This window comes from Chitinophaga sp. CCNWYY40 (genome assembly GCF_037483205.1).
GTDB lineage: Bacteria > Bacteroidota > Bacteroidia > Chitinophagales > Chitinophagaceae > Chitinophaga > Chitinophaga ginsengisegetis.
The window spans coordinates 817,857-841,540 of the sequence record NZ_JBBHLF010000001.1; the positions used below are offsets into that span (position 1 = coordinate 817,857).

At 48.8% G+C, this 23,684-nt stretch carries 17 protein-coding genes; 10 read left to right on the forward strand and 7 right to left on the reverse strand.

The window, feature by feature from the left end; translation table 11 throughout:
- Positions 1–20: 20 nt before the first annotated feature.
- Both V7S65_RS03415 and V7S65_RS03420 read left to right on the forward strand, forming a co-directional pair.
- Positions 21–959 carry a helix-turn-helix domain-containing protein gene (locus tag V7S65_RS03415; protein WP_336386181.1) on the forward strand — a complete coding sequence of 313 codons (939 nt, stop codon included), beginning with the start codon at positions 21–23 and terminating at the stop codon, positions 957–959.
- A gap of 81 nt (positions 960–1,040) precedes the next feature.
- The gene (locus V7S65_RS03420; protein WP_336386180.1) at positions 1,041–1,760 is read left to right on the forward strand and encodes an SDR family oxidoreductase; all 720 of its coding nucleotides are present in this window, start codon (positions 1,041–1,043) and stop codon (positions 1,758–1,760) included.
- 5 nt (positions 1,761–1,765) lie between these two features.
- Here V7S65_RS03420 and V7S65_RS03425 read toward each other — a convergent pair whose 3' ends face one another.
- The 3 genes from V7S65_RS03425 to V7S65_RS03435 are packed head-to-tail and all read right to left on the reverse strand — an operon-like array spanning position 1,766 to position 3,686.
- Complete coding sequence (locus V7S65_RS03425; protein ID WP_336386179.1) at positions 1,766–2,356, reverse strand: TetR/AcrR family transcriptional regulator; 591 nt, start codon at positions 2,354–2,356, stop codon at positions 1,766–1,768.
- A 49-nt stretch (positions 2,357–2,405) separates the two neighbouring features.
- Entirely contained in the window at positions 2,406–3,113 is a 708-nt protein-coding gene (gene pepE / locus V7S65_RS03430; RefSeq protein WP_336386178.1) for a dipeptidase PepE, read from the reverse strand.
- Between the two features lie 39 nt (positions 3,114–3,152).
- On the reverse strand, positions 3,153–3,686 hold the full coding sequence (locus tag V7S65_RS03435; protein ID WP_079468213.1) for a hypothetical protein: 534 nt from the start codon (positions 3,684–3,686) through the stop codon (positions 3,153–3,155).
- A gap of 347 nt (positions 3,687–4,033) precedes the next feature.
- Here V7S65_RS03435 and V7S65_RS03440 point away from each other — a divergent pair, with 347 nt between their 5' ends.
- The 7 genes from V7S65_RS03440 to V7S65_RS03470 all read left to right on the forward strand — a co-directional run bounded on the left by V7S65_RS03440 (position 4,034) and on the right by V7S65_RS03470 (position 14,500).
- Positions 4,034–5,584, forward strand: coding sequence for an alpha-N-arabinofuranosidase (locus tag V7S65_RS03440; RefSeq protein ID WP_336386177.1), 1,551 nt, complete (start codon positions 4,034–4,036; stop codon positions 5,582–5,584).
- A 111-nt stretch (positions 5,585–5,695) separates the two neighbouring features.
- On the forward strand, positions 5,696–7,369 hold the full coding sequence (locus V7S65_RS03445) for a ribulokinase (protein WP_079468211.1): 1,674 nt from the start codon (positions 5,696–5,698) through the stop codon (positions 7,367–7,369).
- 7 nt (positions 7,370–7,376) lie between these two features.
- Positions 7,377–8,075 carry an L-ribulose-5-phosphate 4-epimerase gene (locus tag V7S65_RS03450; protein ID WP_079468210.1) on the forward strand — a complete coding sequence of 233 codons (699 nt, stop codon included), beginning with the start codon at positions 7,377–7,379 and terminating at the stop codon, positions 8,073–8,075.
- A 10-nt stretch (positions 8,076–8,085) separates the two neighbouring features.
- Positions 8,086–9,564: an L-arabinose isomerase gene (araA, locus tag V7S65_RS03455; protein ID WP_079468209.1), complete on the forward strand. Its 1,479-nt coding sequence runs from the start codon at positions 8,086–8,088 to the stop codon at positions 9,562–9,564.
- Between the two features lie 92 nt (positions 9,565–9,656).
- On the forward strand, positions 9,657–11,339 hold the full coding sequence (locus V7S65_RS03460) for a sodium:solute symporter family transporter (RefSeq protein WP_079468208.1): 1,683 nt from the start codon (positions 9,657–9,659) through the stop codon (positions 11,337–11,339).
- A gap of 90 nt (positions 11,340–11,429) precedes the next feature.
- Positions 11,430–12,149 carry an NUDIX hydrolase gene (locus V7S65_RS03465; protein WP_079468207.1) on the forward strand — a complete coding sequence of 240 codons (720 nt, stop codon included), beginning with the start codon at positions 11,430–11,432 and terminating at the stop codon, positions 12,147–12,149.
- Positions 12,150–12,517: 368 nt separating this feature from the next.
- Positions 12,518–14,500, forward strand: coding sequence for an alpha-L-arabinofuranosidase C-terminal domain-containing protein (locus V7S65_RS03470; RefSeq protein WP_336386176.1), 1,983 nt, complete (start codon positions 12,518–12,520; stop codon positions 14,498–14,500).
- A gap of 76 nt (positions 14,501–14,576) precedes the next feature.
- Here the strand turns inward: V7S65_RS03470 and V7S65_RS03475 are convergent, their stop codons facing one another.
- Positions 14,577–16,946 carry a beta-L-arabinofuranosidase domain-containing protein gene (locus V7S65_RS03475; protein ID WP_336386175.1) on the reverse strand — a complete coding sequence of 790 codons (2,370 nt, stop codon included), beginning with the start codon at positions 16,944–16,946 and terminating at the stop codon, positions 14,577–14,579.
- A 197-nt stretch (positions 16,947–17,143) separates the two neighbouring features.
- Between V7S65_RS03475 and V7S65_RS03480 the strand changes: the two genes are divergently transcribed.
- The gene (locus V7S65_RS03480) at positions 17,144–18,295 is read left to right on the forward strand and encodes an aldose epimerase family protein (RefSeq protein ID WP_336386174.1); all 1,152 of its coding nucleotides are present in this window, start codon (positions 17,144–17,146) and stop codon (positions 18,293–18,295) included.
- Between the two features lie 71 nt (positions 18,296–18,366).
- Here V7S65_RS03480 and V7S65_RS03485 read toward each other — a convergent pair whose 3' ends face one another.
- The 3 genes from V7S65_RS03485 to V7S65_RS03495 form a co-directional block, all read right to left on the reverse strand.
- Positions 18,367–18,915, reverse strand: a complete 549-nt coding sequence (locus V7S65_RS03485; RefSeq protein WP_336386173.1) for a hypothetical protein — start codon at positions 18,913–18,915, stop codon at positions 18,367–18,369.
- A 191-nt stretch (positions 18,916–19,106) separates the two neighbouring features.
- Positions 19,107–20,570, reverse strand: coding sequence for a RagB/SusD family nutrient uptake outer membrane protein (locus V7S65_RS03490; RefSeq protein WP_111578840.1), 1,464 nt, complete (start codon positions 20,568–20,570; stop codon positions 19,107–19,109).
- 26 nt (positions 20,571–20,596) lie between these two features.
- A complete protein-coding gene (locus V7S65_RS03495; protein ID WP_159454183.1) occupies positions 20,597–23,650 on the reverse strand; it encodes a SusC/RagA family TonB-linked outer membrane protein in 3,054 nt (1,017 codons plus the stop codon).
- Between the last annotated feature and the right edge of the window lie 34 nt (positions 23,651–23,684).

Sequence of the window (23,684 nt, forward strand, 5' to 3'; positions counted from 1 at the left end):
TAAAGAACGAATATAGGCAAATGACAAGGAAAACCAAGCTCAACAAACCGGAAATACCGCAGTATATATTGAACGATTTCCGTCACCTTCACCGGGAGGAGGCAGATACTTCCAGTTTTGGTTATAATAACCTGGAACCGGAGAAAAAGATTGCGGGCATGGAAATCTATTCCAGTGAAGGATTGCGGCCGGCAGTGGGACCTTTGAAATCCGACTTTTACCGGATTAGTATTACGCTCAGGGGCAGCGTGGATGTGCAGCTGGGACTGGAACAGTTTAAACACCGGCCCGGCACATTGAGCTTTACTTTTCCGGGGCAGGTGTTCAGTAAAAGCAATATCAGTGCAGATACTTTCGGCTATTATATTTTGTTTAATGCAGATTTTCTGCAGGAAATTATCCCGGTAGATAAAATTCCGGAAGAGTTTCCCTTCTTCGATTACGCAGGCGTGCCCTTTATACAATTGCAGGAGGCGGAAATAACAGCGGTGGCGGATTTTTGTAGTAAGATCAATGAAGAGCTGCAACATCACCGGCCGGGATGCGAGAAAGCAATCAGGATGTATCTCTATTTATTACTGCTGGAAGTAAAAAGAAGTTATGTGGCACAGCAACTCCATTTAACGGCTACGGATACACGAAGCACTTACCTGGTGCCCCGGTTTAAGAAGCTGGTCAGCCAGCATTTTCTCTCTAAAAAAAGAGTAGCAGATTATGCCGCTTTGCTGGGTGTAACGCCTAATCATCTTAACCGTGTGGTGAAAGAGGTAACGGGCCACACGGCTTCAGATGCCATTGCTGAGATGCTGGTGCAGGAAGCGAAAGCGGTGTTACGGTATACGGATACTTCGGTGGCAGAAATCTCTTACCAGCTCAATTTCAGCGACCCGGCAGGGTTTAACCGCTTCTTCCGGGAGCAGACCGGGCAAACGCCGCTGGCATTCCGTAAAAATGCATGATCGGGTTAATACGATGCATCATTCCGGTAACAGTGAAGGGCGTATTATACTCCAACTTTGTGGGTATAAAACAGCAATAACATGTCGGACTCATTTGAAAGTAAAAAAGTAATTATTGCCGGTGGCTCCTCCGGAATAGGATTGGCTACTGCCGCAATACTGGTAAAAGAAAAAGCGAATGTAACCGTTACCGGCCGTGCTGCTGCAAAGCTCGCAGCAGCAGCAAAAGAAAACCCCGGTATCCAAACAGCGGCGCTGGACAGCAACAACCGGAAAGAACTGGATGAATTTTTTCATTCGCAGCACAATTTTGACCACCTGGTGATTGCGTTGAGCGGCGCCAAAGGCGCCGGTAACTTTGCGGACCTGTCGTTACAGGACCTGCGCGATGGCTTTGAAGGCAAGTTCTGGCCGCAGCTGAACACGCTCCAGGCGGCGTTGCCTTACGTGAATAAAGGTGGCAGCATTACATTGATCACCGCTATTTCGGCTATCAGCAAGGCGCCGGGCGTATCCGGACTGGCAGCTATCAATGGTGCCCTGGAACTGATGATTCCTTCTATTGCCAAAGAAATACAACCGTTACGCATAAACGCTGTTTCACCGGGTGTGGTAAATACGGCATGGTGGGACTTCCTCCCGGCAGATGCCAAAGCAGCCACCTTTCAGCAGTATGCGTCTCAATTGCCTGTTGGCAGGGTAGGAGAGCCTGAAGAAGTAGCAGATACTATTCTTTTCCTGATGCGTAATGGTAATATAACGGGAACAGTAATACGTTGCGATGGCGGATTGAGTTTGTAATTTCCTTACACCCGCAGTGCCCTCATGGTGCGCTGAAAGGTTAGCAGCAACAACTCATCAGTCAGTGAAAAAGGAACGCCGGACATCGCCGAGTTATCAAGGTGGAATTTAACAAGGGTGTAGAACGGGCCATAGGCAAGGGCCCAGAATACTTCCGGCGGCAGGTTCACTATCTCGCCTTTCTCTGCTGCATTTGCCACAAACCGCCGCATTGCCTTTTTGAAAGCAATTTCCGGTGCATCGTCCTGCCTTTTGATCAGGGGGGAGTTACGGAACTGTTCTGAGAAATGGTAATGCAGCGGATTGCTTAGTACATATTCATACCTGTTTTTCCATTGCAGCCATAAACCTGCTTCAAAGTCCATGTCGGGGTCAAACCCTTTCAGGCTATGCTGCACAAAATTTTCCACTACTGCCGTATATAGCTGGTTCAGCAGATCTTCACGGTTCCGGAAATAGATATAGATGGTAGACACAGAAATGTTGGCCGCCTTGGCCAGTTTATGCATGCTCAGGCCATCAAAGCCTTCATGAACAATCATTTCTATGGCCTTTTCCCGGATGGTCCATTCTTTATTGTCGTCTTTTGCGCGCATGGCGCAAAGATAAAAGAATGATTGTTCTTTTAAAGGGTCGCCCCGATTTTTATTTCAGATGGATCAGGGAGCTGCCTGCGGGTAGTTCGTAAGGGTCTTTACCAGCTTCAAAGATCCTGGCGCTCAGCGTGCCTTTAAGGGTTAACGTATCGCCCTGTGCATAGATCCAGCTGCCTTCCCTGAGGCCCAGTACCGGCGTGGTATTTTGGGTATGGTATTCCCTGATACGCGTTTCACGGGTTTCGCCCATATGCTGTGAGCCGGGCTGCGGGTCCAGATAATGTGGATTAAGATTGAAAGGGATCAGTCCCATTGTTTCAAAACTGGGTGGGTACACAATGGGCATGTCGTTGGTATTTTGCATGGTTACTCCCCCGATGTTGCTGCCGGCGCTGCATCCCATATAGGGGGCGCCGTTGTTCACTGCATCGCGGAGTACAGGCATCAGCCCCTGTTCATGTAATTGCTTTACCAGCAGGAAGGTGTTGCCGCCTCCCGTAAAAAATCCTCTGGCATTTTTAATGGCTGCTGCCGGATCATCAAAGGTATGGAGTCCGCGCACGCGGATGCCAATCTCTCCAAAAGCTTCCGCCGCTCTGCTGGTATAATCGTCGTGGGAAATACCGCCTGGACGGGCAAACGGAACAAACACAATTTCTTCCACTCCTGCATACAATGCCCTCATAGCGGGTTGCAGATACGCCAGGTAGGCCTCTCCAAACAACGTGGACGTACTCGCCAGTATAAAATGCCTCATAGTAAAAAAATTAAGCAAAGGTAATTCTTCCGGCTAAATTTACTTCCCGTCATGTTCCTCCTCATGTTCCAGGAACAAATACCGGCAGTTTTCTGCGGAGCAGCTATAAGAATAGCTATGGTGGCGGTTATACAAACGAAACCAGGAACCGGCATTAATGATATACTGGTAGGTATCGCCGTTAATCATTACCTGTCCCCTTACCTCACATTCCATTGTACTGTACAGGTAGTGGATCACAGTATTCTCTGCCGGCTGGCTGTTACGGAAAATCTTTTCAATATCAGGATTACTGAGCCTCCAGGTATTACACTGTTGTATGTATTCAGGGTACCTGGTGCCGGTTACCGTTTTCGTGGCCGTGAGTATACGTATTTCGGCGTCGGCGGGTATAAACATACTGTCTTCTTCAATGTCCACGGGCCGCGAACCGGCCGGCATAATCATATGTTGTTCTGCCGGCAGCGCAACAGTATCTGCTGTTAATGTTTTTTTTCCGGGAGATGGGGAATGCACACAGCCCGCTAATAATAACAAACAAAGGGACAAGAGTTCCAGGTTGGTGAATGGCATAAGAATGGATTGTGCAGATTTTTACGCAAATATCGAAATTCCGGTGTGAATTGAAAAGCCGCCGCAGTAAATTAATAACGGCAATATTGCTGGTTGGACCGGCGGGCGCTAACGTTCGGCCCAACCAACCATCCCATTTATAATACCCGGTGGTAAATCCGCACTATCTTGATGATTTCCATCTTTCCAGGAAAAATATTTACAGGGTAAAATAAGCCATAGATCGGCCTTTTGTTGCCTTTAAATGTTTTTTTTACTGTTTTAATTGTAAATGTGACAATTATTTTGTTCTTTTGAATTATCGCAGCAAAACAGTGCTGTAATACCGGATTTTTTAAAACCTCGTTATGAAAAAACAATATCGTTATATCCGTACGGGTATCCTGGGCCTGTTGCTTTCCACGCAAACAACACAAGCGCAAAATACAGTTACCTTTCGTCCGGATGCGCCAACTCAAGTTATCAACCGCAATATCTATGGTCATTTTGCGGAGCACCTGGGAAATTGTATCTATGGTGGTTTTTATGTGGGTGATACTTCCCATATCCCCAATACCAACGGGGTACGCAAAGACGTGATCGCGGCGTTGCGTAAAATGAAAATACCCAATCTCCGCTGGCCGGGTGGCTGCTTCGCAGATACCTACCACTGGAAAGACGGGATAGGGGCGAAAGATAAAAGACCTACCATTGTAAATACCTGGTGGGGAAATGTAACGGAAGATAATAGTTTTGGCACGCACGACTTCCTCAACATGTGCGAGGAACTGGGAGCAGAGCCTTACCTGTCCGGTAACGTGGGTAGCGGTACTGCGCAGGAGCTGGCCGACTGGGTGCAGTATACCAACTTCTCCGGTAAAAGTCCGATGTCTGACCTGCGTCAGCAAAACGGCCGTAAAGAGCCGTGGAAGGTACGCTACTGGGGTGTAGGCAATGAAGCCTGGGGCTGTGGCGGTAATATGCGTCCTGAATACTATGCGGATCTTTACCGCAAGTTTGCCACCTTCATGCAAAGCGACTGGAAAAATGCGCCTCTCTTTCGTATTGCTTCCGGCGCCAGCGACGGAGATTACAACTGGACGGAAGTACTCATGAAAAACATCCCTGCAAATTTACTCGATGGCGTTGCCCTTCACCATTACTCTACGGTGGATTGGAACCATAAAGGCGATGCGGTTGATTTTACGGAGAAACAATATTTCGCTACCATGAAATCTGCCCTGCTGATGGACACCTTAATCAGCAAGCATACAGCGATCATGGATAAATATGATCCGAAGAAAAAGATAGCGCTCCTGGTAGACGAATGGGGCGGATGGTATAACGTGGAGGGGGGAACGAATCCCGGCTTCCTGTTCCAGCAGAACACCATGCGCGATGCCATGATTGCCGGCGCTACGCTGAACATCTTTAATAATCACTCCGACCGCGTGCGTATGGCCAACCTCGCACAGGCAATTAATGTACTGCAATCTGTTATTCTTACCAAAGGAGATCAGATGGTACTCACACCTACTTATTATGTAATGGAGATGTATAACGTACACCAGGATGCTACACTCATCCCGGTAGATATTCACTCCAACGATTATACGTTTGAAAACGAAAAGCTGCCGGCAGTTTCTGCTTCTGCTTCCAAAGATAAAAATGGCATCACGCATATCTCCCTCGTGAATATTGATGCCCATAAAACACAGGAAGTAACGCTGGACACCCGCAGCCAGGCATATAAAGCCATCAGCGGTAAACTGCTGGCCTCTGCCAAGTTGCAGAACTATAACAGCTTTACAAAGCCGGATAATATTAAACCGGTGGATTTTAAAGGCGCTACGCTAAAAAATAATACGGTCAGCGTAAAACTGCCTCCTTATTCAGTAGTAGTGCTGGAGTTAAAGTAACGAATAACGGCGTGGTGGATTGACTGAACTGGAATCCAGTCAATATTTTACCCACCCGCCGTCATTCGTAATTTTTTACCTTTTTTTATAAGTGTCAATATAACATTAAATATGAATTCATCCTGGGTAATAGGGGTAGACTACGGTACCGACTCGGTACGTTCTATCATTGTAGATGTACATAACGGGAATGAAATCGCCTCGGCAGTATTTTATTACCCGCGCTGGAAAGACGGCTTATACTGCAACGCAGCCCAGAGCCGGTTCCGCCAGCACCCGCTGGATTACGTAGAAGGGCTGGAAACCACCATCCGCCAATGCCTGCAACAGGCCGGCCCTGGAGCTGCTGCCAATATTAAAGCGATTTCGGTAGATACCACTGGTTCCACACCGGTAGCTGTTGATGAAACGGGTACGCCGCTGGCGCTCACGCCGGCCTTCCACGATAACCCGAACGCCATGTTTGTGTTATGGAAAGATCATACCGCACTGAAGGAAGCTGCTGCCATCAACGCCACCGCCGCTACGTTTGAAGAAAATTATCTCCGCTTTGTAGGAGGTATTTACTCGTCGGAGTGGTTCTGGGCAAAGCTGCTGCATATTCTTCGTGTAGATGAAACCGTTAGAAATGCCACTCATTCCTGGGTGGAGCATTGCGACTGGATACCGTTCCTCCTTTCCGGCGGGAAACATATCAGCCAGCTGAAACGTGGTGTTTGCAGCGCAGGACATAAAGCGCTGTTTGCAGAAGAATTTGGCGGCCTTCCGCCGGATGCTTTCTTCTCCGCCATCGATCCTTTACTGCAGGGATTCACACAAAAGCTCTTTACAAAAACATATACATCCGGCGAAGCCGCAGGTCATCTTTGTCCCGAATGGGCAGAACGATTGGGGCTTCCCACCAGTGTAGTGATTGGCATCGGTGCGTTTGATGCGCACATGGGTGCTGTAGGCGGACAAATAGAACCCTACCACCTCAGCAAGGTAATGGGCACTTCTACCTGCGATATGCTGGTAGCGCCAATGGAGGAAATGAAACATAAACTGGTAAAAGGTATCTGCGGACAGGTACCCGGCTCCGTGATCCCTGGTATGATGGGCATGGAAGCGGGACAGTCGGCCTTTGGCGACGCATACGCCTGGTTCAGCAACGTACTGGCGTGGCCGTTACAACATCTCCTGCCATCGTCTTCCCTGATTGATGCGGAAACCGCCGCTAAGCTGGCGCAGGAAACTTCCGGAAGGATGATCACCGAACTGGCTAAACAGGCGGCGCAGATCCCACCGGAAGAACACAGCGAACTGGGTATCGACTGGCTCAATGGCCGCCGTACACCAGACGCGGATCAGTCGCTCAAAGGCACCCTCACCGGCCTGAACCTCGCTACAGACGCACCCCGCATTTTCCGCACCGTAGCGGAATCTACCTGCTTTGGCGCCAAAGCTATCGTGGAAAGATTTGAAAGGGAAGGCGTTCCCGTAAAAGGACTGATAGGTATCGGCGGTGTAGCCAAAAAATCTGCGTTCATCATGCAAATGATGGCTGATGTAATGAATATGCCGATCCGTATTCACCGCTCAGAACAAACCTGCGCACTTGGTGCGGCCATGTTTGCTGCCACTGCCGCAGGATTGTTTAACAGGGTGGAAGATGCGATGGAAGCAATGGGTCAGGGATTTGAAGTAACCTATCACCCGGATGCCCAACGCGCTGGCATATACGAAAACAGGTACCAGAAGTATAAAGCATTAGGCGCATTTACTGCCGCCATCACTATTGACTAATTTTTGTATGCAACAGTATCAACATATCCGGCAGGCCGCATACGAAGCCAATATGCAACTGCCTGCACTGGGACTGGTCATCTTCACTTTCGGAAACGTAAGTGCGGCCGACCGGGAGCTGGGCGTGTTTGCCATCAAACCCAGCGGCGTTCCCTATGCGGAACTATCTCCCGAAAAAATGGTGATCGTGGACTTTGATGGTAAAACAGTAGACGGGCAACTGCGCCCTTCTTCTGATACCCTCACCCACGCTGTATTGTATAAGCATTGGGAACATATTGGCGGTATCGTGCATACCCACTCCACTTATGCTACCGCATGGGCACAGAGTCAGCGCGATATTCCCATCTATGGCACCACCCACGCCGATCATAATACAGTAGATATTCCCTGCGCCCCGCCCATGTCTGACGAGATGATTGCCGGTGACTACGAATACCAGACCGGCTTCCAGATCATGAATGCACTGACGGAACGGGGACTCACCTACGAAGACATTGAAATGATCCTGGTAGGAAACCATGCGCCCTTCACCTGGGCAAAAACTCCCGCCAAAGCGGTATACAACAGCGCCGTACTGGAATCAGTGGCACAAATGGCGTATCTCACGGAGTCGATTAACGGCAATGCACCACGACTGAAAGATGCGCTGATCCGGAAACATTTTGAACGTAAACACGGCCCCAATTCCTATTACGGGCAATAAACCAAGCAACATGATTAATCTGAAAAATTTCGAGATCTGGTTCGTTACCGGCAGTCAGCACCTGTACGGAGAAGAAACATTGAAACAGGTAGCCGCTCACAGCCAGGAAATAGCCGCCTCCCTGCATAAGGATGCACGTATACCCGTTACCGTGGTTTACAAACCTACTGTAAAAACACCCGATGAAATATACGCCGTATGCATGGAAGCTAATGCTGCTCCCAACTGTATCGGTGTGATCACCTGGATGCATACTTTCTCCCCGGCCAAAATGTGGATCCGCGGCCTGAAAGCATTATCCAAACCCATTTGCCACCTGCACACCCAATTCAACCGGGATATCCCCTGGAGCGAAATAGATATGGACTTCATGAACCTGAACCAGAGCGCGCACGGCGATCGTGAGTTCGGATTTATGATGAGCCGCATGCGCATGAGCCGCAAGGTGATCACCGGTCACTGGCAGGACCCGGAAGTACTGGATGAACTGGGCGCCTGGGCAAGGGTAGCCGCCGGCTGGCACGACTGGCAGGGCGCACGCTTTGTTCGCTTTGGTGATAACATGCGCTTCGTAGCAGTAACCGATGGCGATAAGGTAGAGGCAGAGTCCAAACTGGGCTTCTCCTGCAACACCCACGGTATAGGCGATCTCGTAAGTGTGATCAATGGTATTTCCGATGGAGCCGTGGCTTCCCTCGTAAAAGAATACGGTGACGCATATACGATATCTTCCGCACTGCTGCAGGACCCTGCATTGAAAGATGCAGCACGCATAGAACTCGGCCTGAAAGCATTCCTGGAAGATGGAAACTTCAAGGGCTTCTCCGATACCTTTGAAGACCTGCACGGTATGATACAGCTGCCGGGCATTGCAGTGCAACGCCTGATGAAAGCCGGATACGGTTTTGCCGGTGAAGGCGACTGGAAAACAGCGGCGCTGGTGCGGGCCATGAAAGTAATGGGCAGCGGTTTACCCGGCGGCAACTCTTTCATGGAAGATTATACCTATCACTTTGATCCGTCTAATCCAATGGTGCTGGGATCCCATATGCTGGAGATCTGTGAGTCTATTGCCAGCGGAAAACCATCATGCGAGAAGCATCCGCTGGGCATAGGTGGAAAGGCTGATCCGGTAAGACTGGTATTCAACTCCGCTGCAGGACCGGCTATCAACGCCTCTTTAGTAGACATGGGCAACCGTTTCCGCCTGCTGGTAAATGAAGTAGAAGCGGTGGAACCACCACAGGATCTGCCGAAGCTGCCCGTAGCCCGCGTGTTATGGAAGCCTTATCCCGACATGAAGAAAGGTTGCACCGCCTGGATACTGGCCGGTGGCGCCCATCATACCTGTTACAGCCAAAACCTTACCTCCACACATATGCAGGACTTTGCAGAAATGGCAGGTATTGAACTGGCACTGATAGGGAAGAATACCGACCTGCGCGAGTTCAAGAATGAACTGCGCTGGAACGATGTATCCTATAAATAATTCCACCCACCGGCGGCAGGTGCTTGGGCATCGCCGCCGGCTGCTTTATAACATGCCATCTTCTTAAAGCAAAAGCAAATAAACTGCCCGTTATGCAAAACATCCTTTCCACCGGCGATATACTCGTCTTCATTACTTATTTCATTATTGTTTCCGTATATGGTTACTGGATATACAGACGAAAAAAGAAAACAGAAACGAATACAAAAGACTTCTTCCTCGCTGAGGGAACCCTTACCTGGTGGGCAATTGGTGCTTCACTGATTGCGTCAAATATTTCTGCGGAGCAGTTTATCGGCATGAGCGGAGATGGCTATTTCGTTGGGATTGCTGTAGCGGCCTATGAATGGGTTGCCGCGATCGCTCTTATCATTATTGCAGTTTGGTTTATTCCTATCTACCTGAAGAATAAAATTTATACCATGCCGCAGTTCCTGAAAACGCGGTATAATGAAACGGTAGCATTGATCATGGCTATCTTCTGGTTATTTCTCTATGTGTTCGTTAACCTCACCTCCATTTTATATCTCGGCGCATTGGCCATCAACGGCCTGTTAGGCGGGGAATACCTGCATGTGGTAATGATTGCGCTCTCTGTATTTGCCATCATCATTACGCTTGGTGGTATGAAAGTAATCGGTTATACAGATGTGATCCAGGTAGGGGTGTTGATCATCGGCGGACTGGCAACTACCTACATGGCCTTAACGCTGGTGAGTGAAAAGTTTGGCCTGGGACACGACGCCCTGGCTGGTTTCAACGCCCTTATGAAAGATGCGCCGGATCACTTTCATATGATCCTCGCAAAGCCTGATGCTAATTCTTCGCAGGAATATATCAACAAGTACCTGGTGCTTCCAGGCATCCTGATGTATGCCGCCGGCCAGTGGATTGTGAACCTCAACTACTGGGGTTGCAACCAGTACATCACACAACGTGCGCTGGGAGCCAATCTGCAAACTGCCCGTAACGGTATCCTCTTTGCGGGTTTACTGAAGCTCATGATGCCCATCATTGTGATGCTGCCGGGTATTGCGGCATATGTGCTGCAAAAAAATGGCCACCTGCCTGGCCTGTCCAGTAAAGACGGCGCCTATACAGCAATTCTCGGCTTCCTGCCGTCCGGGCTGAAAGGCCTATCTATAGCGGCGTTAACCGCTGCCATTGTAGCATCTCTGGCAGGTAAGGCCAATAGTATCTCCACTATTTTTACACTGGATATTTACCGTAAATATATTAAGAAGGATGCCTCTGAAGCAAAGTTGGTATGGACCGGTCGCATCACCGTGGTAGCTGCCATGTTGCTGGGCATCCTCTTTACCTGGAACGATTTACTGGGTATTGGCGGAGAAGGCGGATTTACCTTTATCCAGAAATATACCGGCTTTATCAGCCCCGGCGTATTTGCCATGTTCCTGCTGGGCATGTTCTGGAAACGCACTACCGGCGCCGCTGCGGTAGCAGGGGTTATTACCGGCTTCACGCTGTGTGTTTTCTTCAACCAGTTTGCACCTGCCGTACTCGGTCATGAAACTATTTTCTATACCGCTTATCCAAATGGCAAAGGCGGGTACGAAATTCCTTTCCTCATCTGTATGGGACTGGCCTTTATGTTTACCATGATCGTAATGATCGCTATCAGCTTTGCGGGACCAAAAGTGAATCCGAAAGCCTTTGTACTTGATAAGACCATGTTTAAGATCACCCCGGCTACTACCGTGCTGATTGTAATTACATTGCTGTTGTTATCTGCTTTGTACATCAAGTTCTGGTAAGATTTTCAAGGGTTTTGTTTTGCCACGGCAAGACAAAACCCTTGAAAATACCCGCCATTAATTTGTACTTTCACCGCCTAATTTATCGTTATGAAAAGATATTCGCAGCAGACCCGGTTATTATTCGCCGTTGATTGTATCATTTTTGGGTTCGATGGCCAGGAAATGAAACTGCTGCTGATACAAAGAGGGTTTGAACCCTGTAAAGGGCAGTGGAGCCTCGTAGGCGGCTTTATACAGGAACACGAAAGCGCTGAAGATGCCGCCAGCAGGGTACTGAAAAATCTCAGCGGACTGGATGGCATTTATATGGAGCAGCTCCATACTTTCAGTTCTCCTTCCCGTGACACCGTGGAACGTACCGTATCAGTTGCCTATACCGCACTGATCGATATCCAGAAATACAAACAGCAGCTGAATGAAGATTTCCACGCCGTATGGTTTCCTATTAACCATCACCCGGACCTGATCTTCGATCATAAAGCGATGGTTGACCTGGCAAAGGAGAAGCTGCGCTATAAAGCCGCATTGCACCCGCTGCTGCTGGAACTGTTGCCGGGCAAGTTCACCATTCCTCAATTACAGCACCTCTACGAATCTGTTTACAACATCTCTTTTGATAAGGGTAATTTCAGCCGCAAGATCCTGTCTACCAAACTGCTGGTAAAGCTTACGGACAAAGACAAGCTAAGCTCCAAGAAGGGCGCCTTTTACTACCGGATCGACCGGAAAAAATACAACGCCAATTTCCATGCCTTCCTGAACTTTGTGCCTGATCCGCACATGCTGCAGCATAACAATGGAGGGTGAGGGAGGGCCCGGAATATTTAATTGTAATTTTGACAATTAAAAAAGATCCCTTAATTTAGTCTTGTTGTAGAAATAATCGATCGTCGTGTTCCCGCGGAACACTTTTTAGCCAATATTACATAGTTGTTTAATTGACAATTGAAACGCAAGGTGCCATAATCTGATGCCATTGTCCGGTGCCGTTAACAGGCAGGATCAATTTAGAGCAGTCTTCGTAAATTCCGGTGTATTCCACCAGGATATCAGTATCCTGTGTAAAGAATGAATTTCCGTTATGAAAAGAACAAATGCACTCCATGCAGTTGCGGGAAGCCATTGAATAATAATGGTACCGCTCTCCGGGCAAGAAAAAACTGGAATAATTACATATGAAAGCACAACGTATTATTGCGGCATTCACCATGCTGACGGGCATATATACGATCCCGTTAGCAGCGCAGCAACCACTGAATTTCACGGTGAAGGCCGGCGAAATAAAAACGCCGGTATCGCCCAACATGTGGGGTATTTTCTTTGAAGACATCAACCTCAGCGCTGACGGCGGTATTTATGCGGAGCTGGTCAAGAACCGTTCTTTTGAATTCAGTACGCCGCTCATGGGCTGGAGCATTCCAAAGGATGCGGTATCCAACGGGCAGATACTGGTTCTTAACCGTAAGGAAGAGCATCCCTCCAATCCCCGTTTTGCCAGGATAACGATGCCGGCTACACGTAGCTTTGAAATAGTGAATGAAGGTTTCCGTGGTATGGGCATTAAAGCCGGCGAGCAGTACAATTTCTCTTTGTATGCCCGTCAACAGGAAGGCGCCGCCGTAAAGCTTACCGTTACGTTACTGGATGATGCCGGTAAAGAAATAGGCAGTACCACCGTAGCGCCCAACGGCAGCAGCTGGCAACAGTATAAAGCCAGTTTCACCGCCACCGCCGCAGCGGCAAAAGGCAAACTGAAGGTAGCTTTCAGCGGCCAGGGGGTAATAGATGTTGATATGATATCCCTGTTCCCGCAACATACCTGGAAGGAACGGAGCAACGGGCTGCGCGCCGATCTGGTACAATTGCTGGCCGACCTGCATCCCGGCTTTATCCGGTTTCCCGGTGGCTGCATCGTGGAAGGGCGGGAGCTGGTAAACCGCTACCAGTGGAAAAAAACAGTAGGAGATGTGAACGACCGCGAATTGATCATCAACCGCTGGAACAACGAATTTGCGCATCGCGCTACGCCGGATTACTTCCAGTCGTTCGGACTTGGCTTCTTTGAATACTTCCAGCTGTCGGAAGACATAGGGGCGTCGCCGTTACCGATCCTCAACTGTGGCATGGCCTGCCAGTTTAACAGCGCGGAAGTGGTAGCCGTAAATGAACTGGATCCTTATATCCAGGATGCACTGGACCTGATTGAATTTGCGAATGGCGATGTAAATACAAAGTGGGGCGCACTGCGCGCAAAGATGGGCCACCCGGCGCCATTTAACCTTAAAATGATGGGCGTAGGCAACGAGCAGTGGGGGCCGCAATATGTAGAACGCTACACCATTTTTGCAAAAGCCATTAAAAGCAAATACCCGGATATTAAGCTGGTGAATAGTCTTGGCCCCGGTCCGGACGGTGATAAATTTACTTTCCTCAACGATACGCTGCGTAAACTGAATGCGGATATCCTCGATGAGCACTACTACAGTTCCCCGGAATGGTTCCTCAGTAATGCAGCACGCTATGATTCCTACGACCGTAAAGGTCCGAAGATTTTTGCCGGTGAATATGCAGCGCATGTCAAAGGAGTAAACAATGGCGAAAATAAAAACAACTGGCAGTCTGCATTGGCAGAAGCCGCCTTCATGACTGGACTGGAGCGTAATGCCGATTTGGTGGTAATGGCTTCCTACGCCCCCCTGCTGGCGCATGTGGACGGATGGCAGTGGTCGCCCGATCTCATCTGGTTTGATAACCTGCGTTCTTATGGCACGCCTAACTACTATGTACAGAAATTGTATGCTAATAACAAAGGCACTGATGTGGTGCCAATGCTGAAAGGCAACCAGGTGATCAGCGGACAGGATAGCGTATATGCGTCTACGGTAGTAGATAAGGCCACTGGTGAACTGGTGATAAAACTGATAAATACTGCTGCTACTGTTAAGCCTGTAGCAGTGGCGGTGCAGGGTGTAAAAAGCATTGCTGCCAACGGGAGGTTAATTACCCTGGGAAGCAATGACCTTCAGGGCCTCAATTCGCTGGATCAGCCCACCAGCATCTCTCCGGAAGAAAAAAATATAGACATCAAAGGAAAAACAATCCGGACGGATATAGCGCCGTGGTCTTTTTATGTGATCAGGGTGAAGATAAATAAATAGTGATCTGAAGCGCATATACCGGCGGCAGGGAAATAAAACAGGCGTTAGCGGGACCACTCCGCTAACGCCTGTTTCTTTATTCTTTTACCATTCTGCAACCATACAGCGGACCTGCGCTGTTATTGGCTTTTGGTACAAAACGGATATTCACGCTTTGCTTTCCTTTTGTGAGATGTTCAGGGATGGCGTAAGAGACAGGATAAAACCTGCTTTCCTTGAATTTGTTGATATCTTCTGTAGCAATGGTTGTGCCGTCTACGATGATATCAAAGGTGCGGCCCCGGTTATCCATGCCCCAGTAAGTGCATTGCAGCGAATGACGGGAGTTGGGATCTACCTTCATGTTAAAGGAAAAATATCCTCCGGGCCAGGCGATGCGCCATTTACGTCCGTGCTCTTCTTCAGTGCTGGTTTTTTCGCCGGTGAATTCATGATCACGTTCCGGTTGCATTTCACCCGGGCGAAGAATATCTGTTGTGCGTGCATCCAGCTCCTGTTGCGCTTTTTTGGCAGCAGCATATTTCACCTGTTGCTCCTCCCAGCTTTGCGGTGTAAATACATCCCAGTATACGGTGTAGTATTCATTGCGGGTCTGGTAAAAAGGAGTGAGTGCAACATCCTTTGGTTGCGCGGTACCGGCAGTGCGGAAAAGTAAAGTGTTATGATCATCGGTACGGTTGATCCAGGTACCGGGTTGCTGATTGGGTGTTACGAGTACGGGTACGCCGCTTACCGGATCGGGTTCTTTCTCCCCGAGAATACCGGATAATAACACCGGACCATAAAATAATGCCTGCCTGTTGGGATTATCGGGAAGTGCTTCTGTATAAACATCGGCTGGCAGGGTAAGCGTTACCCGGTCGTTGTTTTTCCAGCTCCGTGTAATAATGAAGTAACCGCTTTCATCTGTTTGTAATGATTGTTCAGTACCATTTACTTTCAGCGTAATACCCGGGCGTGCCCACACCGGTTTACGGATGCGCAGGGTAAATGACGTTGTTTTCTTTGTGCTAACGGTGAGGGTTACACGATTATCTGCCGGCAGGTTGTTTTCCTGTTTTACTTTGATGCCTTTATCTTTCCATTCAAGTATGGAAGGAATAAAGAGGTTCACAAACAGGCTGCCATCGGCGCCGCGGTAGTAGATGCTTTCGCCGTATTTTACATGATTCTCCATTCCTGAACCCACGCAGCAGGTAAAGGTTTCAAACTCATCGCTGTATTCTTTATGGCCACCCATGCGGAGCGGAACAAAGTAACACATCATGCCGGTTTCGTGATGTTGTGAAGCAAGAATATGATTGTACAATGCTTTTTCGTAGTAGTCCATTAAACGCGCCTGTGGCTCCAGTGCAAACAGGTGCCTGGTGAGCTTGAGCATGTTATAGGTATTACAGGTTTCGGTGGTATTGTCTGTCAGCGCTTCATTGAGCTGTCTTGCAGGCCCGAAGTATTCATAGTTGCTGTTACCGCCGTTGGCATAGGAGTGATCCCTGGTTACTACCTCCCAGAAATACCGGGCAATAGCGGCGTCTTTGGGATCTTTATTCAGCTCATACCTGCGGATGCTGGCAATGGCTTTAGGGATCTGGGTATTGGAGTGTTTACCGGGTAAGATATCTTTCCCGATAGCCAGGGAATCGAGAATACGTTTATCATAAAAGCGGTAGGAGAGATCGAGGTACTTTTTATCACCGCTGAGGGCGTAAGTATTTACCAGTGTTTCCGCCATCCCGCCGTATTCGCAGATCAGCATTTTCTGCATCTGTTCTTCCGACAGGTTTTTGATGATGTTACCGGTCCAGTCGGCGATGCCTTTGTTTACCTGTAATGCTTCGGCGTTATTGCAATAAAGCCATGCATCCAGTAACCCGGCCATAATTTTGTGTACGGTGTACCAGGGCGACCAGCCGCCGTTGAGGTCGAAGCCCCTGGAGCGGATATCTCCTGCAGCAATTTCGGACCAGAGCTTATTATCGTTGGGGAAAGCCCCGATGTAGCCGTTGCGGCGGTTTTGCTGGCACAGGGCCAGCTCGCTTACCAGGTAATTCACGCGGTTAAGATAGGCGGTGTCTTTAGTAGCCGCATACTGCATGGCGCAGGCCGATAAATAATGTCCCATTGTGTGGCCTGCGAGTCCGCCGGTTTCCCAGCCGCCATATTGCTTCCCTTTGGCTGGCAGTCCTGCATTGGTGCGGAAAGCCGACAGCAAACGATCGGGATCTATCTTTAAAAGGTATCGGGCATCCGCCTGCATGGCCGTTTTAAAGGGACCATCCAGGAGGGTGACTTCCGTTATCGGGAAGGGATATGCTTTAATGGTGGCTGTTGGCAACACTTTCATCTTGCTTTCTTTCCACTCCGGTACATAAGATTGGGCACAGGCGCTATAGTACAGGGGAAGGCTGCCGGCCAGCAACAATCCCGTAATGATCAGTCTTTTCATTTCATCAGTATTTAACAGGTTAAAGCTAATTCGCCCGCAGTATACTTACTTTCCCATTATTGACAGAAAGTACACGTATTTTAATCAATAGCGTTTTAATTGTTCTTGTGACAATAAATTTTAAATAAAAATATTTGACTTTAGCCGGATTATCCCGATATTTAATGACTCTTTTTCACTTAACATCAAAATACGTTATGGACATGAACTTTAAGGCGCTAACCGCCCTCGTTATCTCCGGTGGCACCATGCTGGCTTCCTGCAACAACAATGCTGCGAAGACGGAAGAAAGTAAGGATTCCACAGCAACGGCTGTAACAGCTGGTCCGCAAAGCTTTGGCCAGGTTGATGGCCAGGAAGTTTTGCAGTATACCCTGAAGAATGCAAACGGAATGGAAGTAAAGATCCTGAACTACGGTGGTACCATCACGGATATCATTACTGCCGACAAACAAGGACAGAAAGGCAATGTGGTATTGTCTTACGACTCACTTTCCGGCTACCAGCAAAAAGGACAACCTTACTTTGGCGCACTGATAGGCCGCTACGCCAACCGTATTGCCAACGCGAAATTTACACTGGATGGCAAGGAATATAAACTGGCTCCTAACAATAACGGCAACACGCTTCACGGCGGACTGAAAGGATTTGATAAAGTAGTATGGGCTGCCACTCCTGCGGGCGATAGCAGCCTGCAACTGGTATATAACAGCAAAGACGGTGAAGAAGGATATCCCGGTAACCTGCAGGCTACCGTTGTATACACGCTTACACCGGACAACGCCCTGCAGATCACTTACAAGGCTACCACCGATAAACCTACGCCGGTAAACCTGACCAACCACGCGTATTTTAATCTTTCTGCCGGAAAAGACAGCACCATCCTCGGACATGAACTGTCGCTGAAGGCAAGCCGTTATACCCCGGTAAATGATAAGCTGATCCCCACCGGCAAACTGGACCCGGTAAAAGGTACCCCAATGGATTTTACTACTGCCAAAAAGATTGGTGCTGATATCGGTAAAGTAAAAGGCGGTTATGATCATAACTGGGTACTGGACAAACAGGAAGGTGTGCTGGAAACCATTGCCACCCTGTATGATCCTATCAGCGGCCGATATATGGAAGTAGCTACAACCCAGCCCGGTATTCAGTTCTATACAGGCAACTTCCTGGATGGCACGCTCACGAATACACGCAACGGACAAAAATATGTGCAGAACGCTGCACTTTGCCTGGAAACGCAACACTTCCCTGATTCTCCCAATCAACCGTCTTTCCCGAACGTAGTCCTGAAACCAGGTGAAACGTTTTCACAGACGACGGTATATAAGTTCTCTGTAAAATAAAGAAGTAATATAAAAAGAAGAGGGCGTCTCAAAAATAATTGAGGCGCCCTTTTTATATTTAATCCCCCTTGTTAATAAGCATTTTTAATCGTTAACGTGTAGGTGTTGGGAGCTCCGGGAATCCCTCCGCCTGTTACCCCTGCTTTAACCAGTGTTACCGGGGTAGAGATGTTAATATGGTATTTTCCATTGCCATCTACCGTTACATCAGCGGTGCCTCCGGAGGTGGCAGTTGCTGCATAACCAACGGCGCCTGTGGCCACCGCGGTACCAACCACACAGCTAAGTGTCATATAACGTACGGCTGGATTGGCCGACATAACACTGCTGGTCGTCAGCGTATATTTTCCAGCTCCTAATGCCCCCACAAAAACAGCCGTTAATGAACTACCGGAATACACGCCATGATTACCACCATCACCAGAGGTGGTAACTGTCATTCCTACCAAAGCACCGGTAGCAGTTTGTGCAGAGGCGCCTCTCGTATAAGTATAGTTACCCAGTTTCCAGGTGGATTCACCGGCAGGTGGTTCAGGTGTTGGGTCATCATCTTTTCCGCCACAGGAAAACAACATCATGGAGAAGGATAGCAAAGCAATAAATGTGAGTGATTTTTTCATTCTCTTTATTTTTATTCGTTGGCATAAAAATACTCAAAGAATGTACCCGGACGGGCTTTTCGATTGAAAATACTGGTTTGCGGGGTTGTTTGTCTACCTGATAACAGGTAGTATCCACGTTGTTTTTTTGAAGAACAAAAGAGGGCGCCTCAATTTGAGACGCCCTCTTTTGTTATAAAGAATAATGAAGATTAATAATTCGGATTCTGGACCAACGTTCCTTTACTTCTGTCGATTTCCTGTTGCGGCATCGGGAAGAAGTAGTTCTTGGGCTTTGTAAAATTGCGTGCAGCCCCGCCTCTTGTAATCACAGCACCATTGTATGCCAGTTTTGGTTTTTTATACAGCGCCACAATATCTACCAGGTTTGCCTTATCCCAACGCAGCAAGTCCTGATGCCGCTCGTTTTCCCCGCATAGCTCTACTCTGCGTTCGTGCATCAGTGCTGGCATACCGGCATTGGTTACCGCGGGTAAAGCGGCGGAAGCGCGTTTGCGGACTGCATTCAATTCTGCGTCGCCGGCGCCCGGGCCGTTTAGGCGGATCTTTGCTTCTGCTACCAGCAGGTAAATATCTGCGGCGCGCATTAGCGGTGTTTTGAGGGAGTAGTCCAGTCCGCCGGATGGCTTCCAGCTACAGAATTTTTTATAGTGATAGCCACTCCAGGAAGCCGACGCTTCGTAGGTGGCAATACCGGTACCAATATTCACCTGGTCGCCGGGCTGCATGATGCAGATATTTTTGCGGGGATCGCCTGCTTCAAATTCATCGACCAGTCCTTTAGTAGGGTAGAAGAAGCTCCATCCGTTCCAGTTACGCGGTGCATGGTAGGTGATGAAATCGGAGTAGCCGTTTCCATCTACTGTTTGAACGGCGAGCAGCATTTCTGAATTGTTGCCGGTAGCTACACTGAAATTATCCGCGTAGTTAGGTGCCAGTTTATAGTTTGCATTACTAACTACTTTGCTACCGAATTCAATGGCTTTGTCGAGTTTCGACCAGTTCATGTACAGCTTGCATAACAGGCCCCAGGCGGTTCCTTTGCTTACGCGGCCTTTGTTGGCATCATCGTAGGTTTCAGGCAGCTGGTCGGCGGCAGCCAGCAGGTCGCTTTCTATCTGGGCACGCAGTTCATCTGCCGTTACTTTGGGTTTGTTATAGAAAGATTTGAGCACGTCATCTTCTGTGATGATAGGAGCTTCACCATAAATCAGCAACAGGCGCCAGTAGGCGAATGCACGGAAGAAATGTGCTTCTCCGAGACAACGGTTCTTAATGGCCGGATCGATGTCTGTAATTTTAGGAACATAGATCAGCACGTTGTTGGCGCGGTTAATGGTTTCATATTTCCATCTCCATCCTACTCTTACGCTGTAGGTAGAAGCATCATAGGTGAAGTCTTCTATCACGCCGTCATAATCGTGGTCACCGCCGCGTACCTGGTCGTCCGAGCAGTTATCGAATACAAACTCATTAAAGCCGGTATAATCTTCTTCCAATAAAATATTATAAATACCGGTTACCCCGTCGAGCGCATCGCTTTGATTCCGCCAGTAGTTACCGGTGCTGTACATTCCTTTGGGAGATACATCCAGCACGCTTTTACAGGCGGTAAAGAGTAACGTTGCGACTAATATATATTTGATCCGTTGCATAGTAATTAATTTAAAGTTCCCGTGAATTAAAAGTTGAGGGTAGCGCCAAAGGTGAAGGTCCTGGCCTGCGGATAGGCGGCTACGTCCACGCCTCTCTGCCTGTTTCCGTCGGAGGTGCCTTTGCTGCCATCTGAAGAGCCGCTATAACCCAGCTGTGGTGTTAAGCCGGAGTAGTTAGTGAGCATAAAGAGGTTTTGTGCGGCCACATATACGTGTATATCTGAAATGCCGCTACGGCCCCATACTTTTGATGGAATGGTATAACCCAGCGATGCGTTTCTCAGCGAGAAGTAATCGCCGCTTTCCACGAAACGGTCGGAGGTACGGTTATTCTGATTGGCATTGCCCAGGGTCATTCTTGGTACAGAGTTGCTGGTACCGGCGCCATGCCAGCGGTTCAGCGCATCTGCATAAAGGTTGTACGGATAGTTTGGATCCATACCCTGCATTTTATCGGCGTTGTAAAGCTTTACGCCGCTTACACCGGCAAAGGAAAGGCTTAGGTCAAAACCTTTGTAACCGGCACTGGCCTGAATGCCATATACCATTTTAGGATTGGGGCTGCCCAGGTTTACACGGTCTTTATCATTTACAATATTATCGCCGTTGGTGTCGAGGAAACGTACATCACCGGGTTGGATATTGGCTTTGTTGGGATCTTTGCTGATGTTGGGATCATTGTTGATTTCATCTGCTGTCTGATAGATTCCATCTGTTTTCCAGCCATAGTAGGAAGCCAGCGGCTGGCCCACATAGGTGCGTGAAATTTCCTGTCCCTGTCTGCCATAAGGGGTAGAGCCGATGTAAGAAGAAGGGTCATATAGTTTGGTCACTTCATTTTTAATAAACGAAGCGTTGGCGCTTACATTATAATGGAACTTGTCGTTGCCGCCCTGGTAGCCTACTTCTATTTCCCAGCCTTTGTTATTCAGCTGGCCGAGGTTCCGGTCGGGGATAGCGGAAGTACCGTGGAGGTCCATTTCAGGAGCAGGTACCAGCATGTCGTTGGTATTTTTATTAAACCAGGTGATGGTGGTAGTCAGTTTATCCTGGAAGAACCCTGCTTCCAGGCTGATGTTGGTCATTTCGGCTTTTTCCCAGGTAATGTCCGGGTTGGCGAGCCTGGAATTCCATATGCCGGTGTAGGAAGTTTCCCCGAAGTTATAGCGGCGGTCTTTGTTTATCTGTGCGAGGTACTGGAATTCAGTAACGTTTTGATTACCCAGCTGTCCCCAGCCGCCTGTAATTTTCAGGTTGCTGACAGCTTTTACGTTGTCTTTGAAAAAGCTTTCGTCCGAAATACGCCATCCTGCGGAGAAGGCGGGGAAATAGCCCCAACGCTGATCCGGTGCGAACCTGGAAGAGCCGTCTGCACGGAAGGTAACAGTGAGCAGGTATTTATCTTTGAAACCGTAGAAGCCCCTGATGAATCCGGATGCAATGGCGTTGGCATTAAAGTAATTGCCTTTCGCATCGTGGATATCATTACCATTGCTCAGTACCAGCTGGTCTTTCGATTCATCATTAAAGCCCCATCTTTCCGCCTGGTTCCAGGAACCATTGAAGGTTTGCTGGGAGTAGCCACCGGTAACAGTGAGGTGGTGTACGTTTGCCAGCACTTTATTATAGGTGAGGAAAATTTCGCTCAGCTGGTTGTTATAGCTTTCGCTGCGGTTAAAAAGTTCCGCATGATCGCGGGCCCTGGTTTGGTCCAGTACTTTTGGCGCGAAGTTGAACTGGTTTACCATGCTGCCGTCAAAGCCGTAGTTGGCGCGGAGGGTAAGGCCATCCATGATTTCCAGTTCAGCGTATACGCTGGCCAGCATGCGATAGTTTTTTGTCCAGGTGTCGGTGGTTTCCGCCGTGTATACCGGGTTGTTGATATCGCCGAGTTCATTGCTGGCTTTGGAGGTGCCCCAGCTGCCATCAGGATTGTGAACGGGGATGGCGGGGTTAAAGCGCAGGGCGCTGAAAATAAGACCTGTTTGAGAAGAGTAGGTATCCGGGCCACTGTTTTGTTTGTACGTAAGCTGCAGATTTTCACCTACTTTCAAACGCTTACCCAGCTTGTGTTCCGAGTTAATGCGTACGGAGTATCTTTTGAAATAGGAATTGGTGATGATACCATTTTCATTATAATAACCGGCGCTGAGCATATAATTGGAGCTGCTGTTACCACCGCGCAGACTTACATCCGCATTGGTGATATCGCCGGAACCGAATAATGCCTTTTGCCAGTCGGTGCGTTGTGTGGCGTAATAAGGGTCCTGCCAGATAGGTTCAATTGGCACGCCATCGTTGGTATAGCGTTCCTGTTTCAGTTTCACCAGGTCTGGTGCGGTGAGCAGCGGGATATAGCGAACGGTATTGCTAACGCCGCGATAGAAGTTGACCGATGCTTTCAGTTTTTCCCCGTAGTTGCCTCTTTTAGTGGTAATGATCACCACGCCGTTGGCGGCGCGGGTACCATAAATGGCAGATGAGGAGGCATCTTTGAGTATTTCCATAGAGGCGATGTCGTTGGGGCTTACATCTGCAAGTCCGCCTGCGGGCACGCCGTCTATAATGATCAGCGGGTCTGAATTATTGATGGTACCTGTACCACGGATGCGGATGGAGGGCGTGCTGCCGGGGGCTGCATCCGACCGTACGATATCCACACCTGTTACGCGGCCCTGGATGGCCTGTGCGGCGTCTGATACAGGCAGGTTTTTGATATCCGATCCTTTTACGGAAGCGATGGTACCGGTTACATCGCGGCGGCTTTGCACACCATAACCTACTACCACTACTTCGCCTAATCCTTTGGTGGCAGCGGCTAGCGATACGTTGATAACGGTTTGTTCACCGATCGTGACAGTTTGTGGTTCGTAGCCGATAAACGAGAACAAAACCGATTTAGCACCCGGTGGTAAAGAAAGGGTGTAGTTCCCTTTTGTATCGGTACTGGCGCCGCTGGCGGTGCCGGGTACAGTTACGTTTACACCTGGCAGGGGAGCACCGTCTGCCGCTCCGGTAACTTTTCCGGTAAGGGTCTTTTGAGCAAATACTGCGCTGGTGGCTGCGCACAGAAAGACCATCAGAAAGCATAATTTTCCAGTGAATGAATACCTC

Bases quoted from the DNA above. Each gene is read 5' to 3' on its own strand.
- V7S65_RS03435 (WP_079468213.1), bottom strand. From the start codon at position 3,686: ATGCCATTCACCAACCTGGAACTCTTGTCCCTTTGTTTGTTATTATTA.
- V7S65_RS03415 (WP_336386181.1), top strand. From the start codon at position 21: ATGACAAGGAAAACCAAGCTCAACAAACCGGAAATACCGCAGTATATA.
- V7S65_RS03485 (WP_336386173.1), bottom strand. From the start codon at position 18,915: ATGAAAAAATCACTCACATTTATTGCTTTGCTATCCTTCTCCATGATG.
- araA (WP_079468209.1), top strand. From the start codon at position 8,086: ATGATTAATCTGAAAAATTTCGAGATCTGGTTCGTTACCGGCAGTCAG.
- V7S65_RS03440 (WP_336386177.1), top strand. From the start codon at position 4,034: ATGAAAAAACAATATCGTTATATCCGTACGGGTATCCTGGGCCTGTTG.
- V7S65_RS03470 (WP_336386176.1), top strand. From the start codon at position 12,518: ATGAAAGCACAACGTATTATTGCGGCATTCACCATGCTGACGGGCATA.
- V7S65_RS03480 (WP_336386174.1), top strand. From the start codon at position 17,144: ATGGACATGAACTTTAAGGCGCTAACCGCCCTCGTTATCTCCGGTGGC.
- pepE (WP_336386178.1), bottom strand. From the start codon at position 3,113: ATGAGGCATTTTATACTGGCGAGTACGTCCACGTTGTTTGGAGAGGCC.
- V7S65_RS03445 (WP_079468211.1), top strand. From the start codon at position 5,696: ATGAATTCATCCTGGGTAATAGGGGTAGACTACGGTACCGACTCGGTA.
- V7S65_RS03495 (WP_159454183.1), bottom strand. From the start codon at position 23,650: ATGGTCTTTCTGTGCGCAGCCACCAGCGCAGTATTTGCTCAAAAGACC.
- V7S65_RS03450 (WP_079468210.1), top strand. From the start codon at position 7,377: ATGCAACAGTATCAACATATCCGGCAGGCCGCATACGAAGCCAATATG.
- V7S65_RS03460 (WP_079468208.1), top strand. From the start codon at position 9,657: ATGCAAAACATCCTTTCCACCGGCGATATACTCGTCTTCATTACTTAT.
- V7S65_RS03425 (WP_336386179.1), bottom strand. From the start codon at position 2,356: ATGCGCGCAAAAGACGACAATAAAGAATGGACCATCCGGGAAAAGGCC.
- V7S65_RS03465 (WP_079468207.1), top strand. From the start codon at position 11,430: ATGAAAAGATATTCGCAGCAGACCCGGTTATTATTCGCCGTTGATTGT.
- V7S65_RS03420 (WP_336386180.1), top strand. From the start codon at position 1,041: ATGTCGGACTCATTTGAAAGTAAAAAAGTAATTATTGCCGGTGGCTCC.
- V7S65_RS03475 (WP_336386175.1), bottom strand. From the start codon at position 16,946: ATGAAAAGACTGATCATTACGGGATTGTTGCTGGCCGGCAGCCTTCCC.
- V7S65_RS03490 (WP_111578840.1), bottom strand. From the start codon at position 20,570: ATGCAACGGATCAAATATATATTAGTCGCAACGTTACTCTTTACCGCC.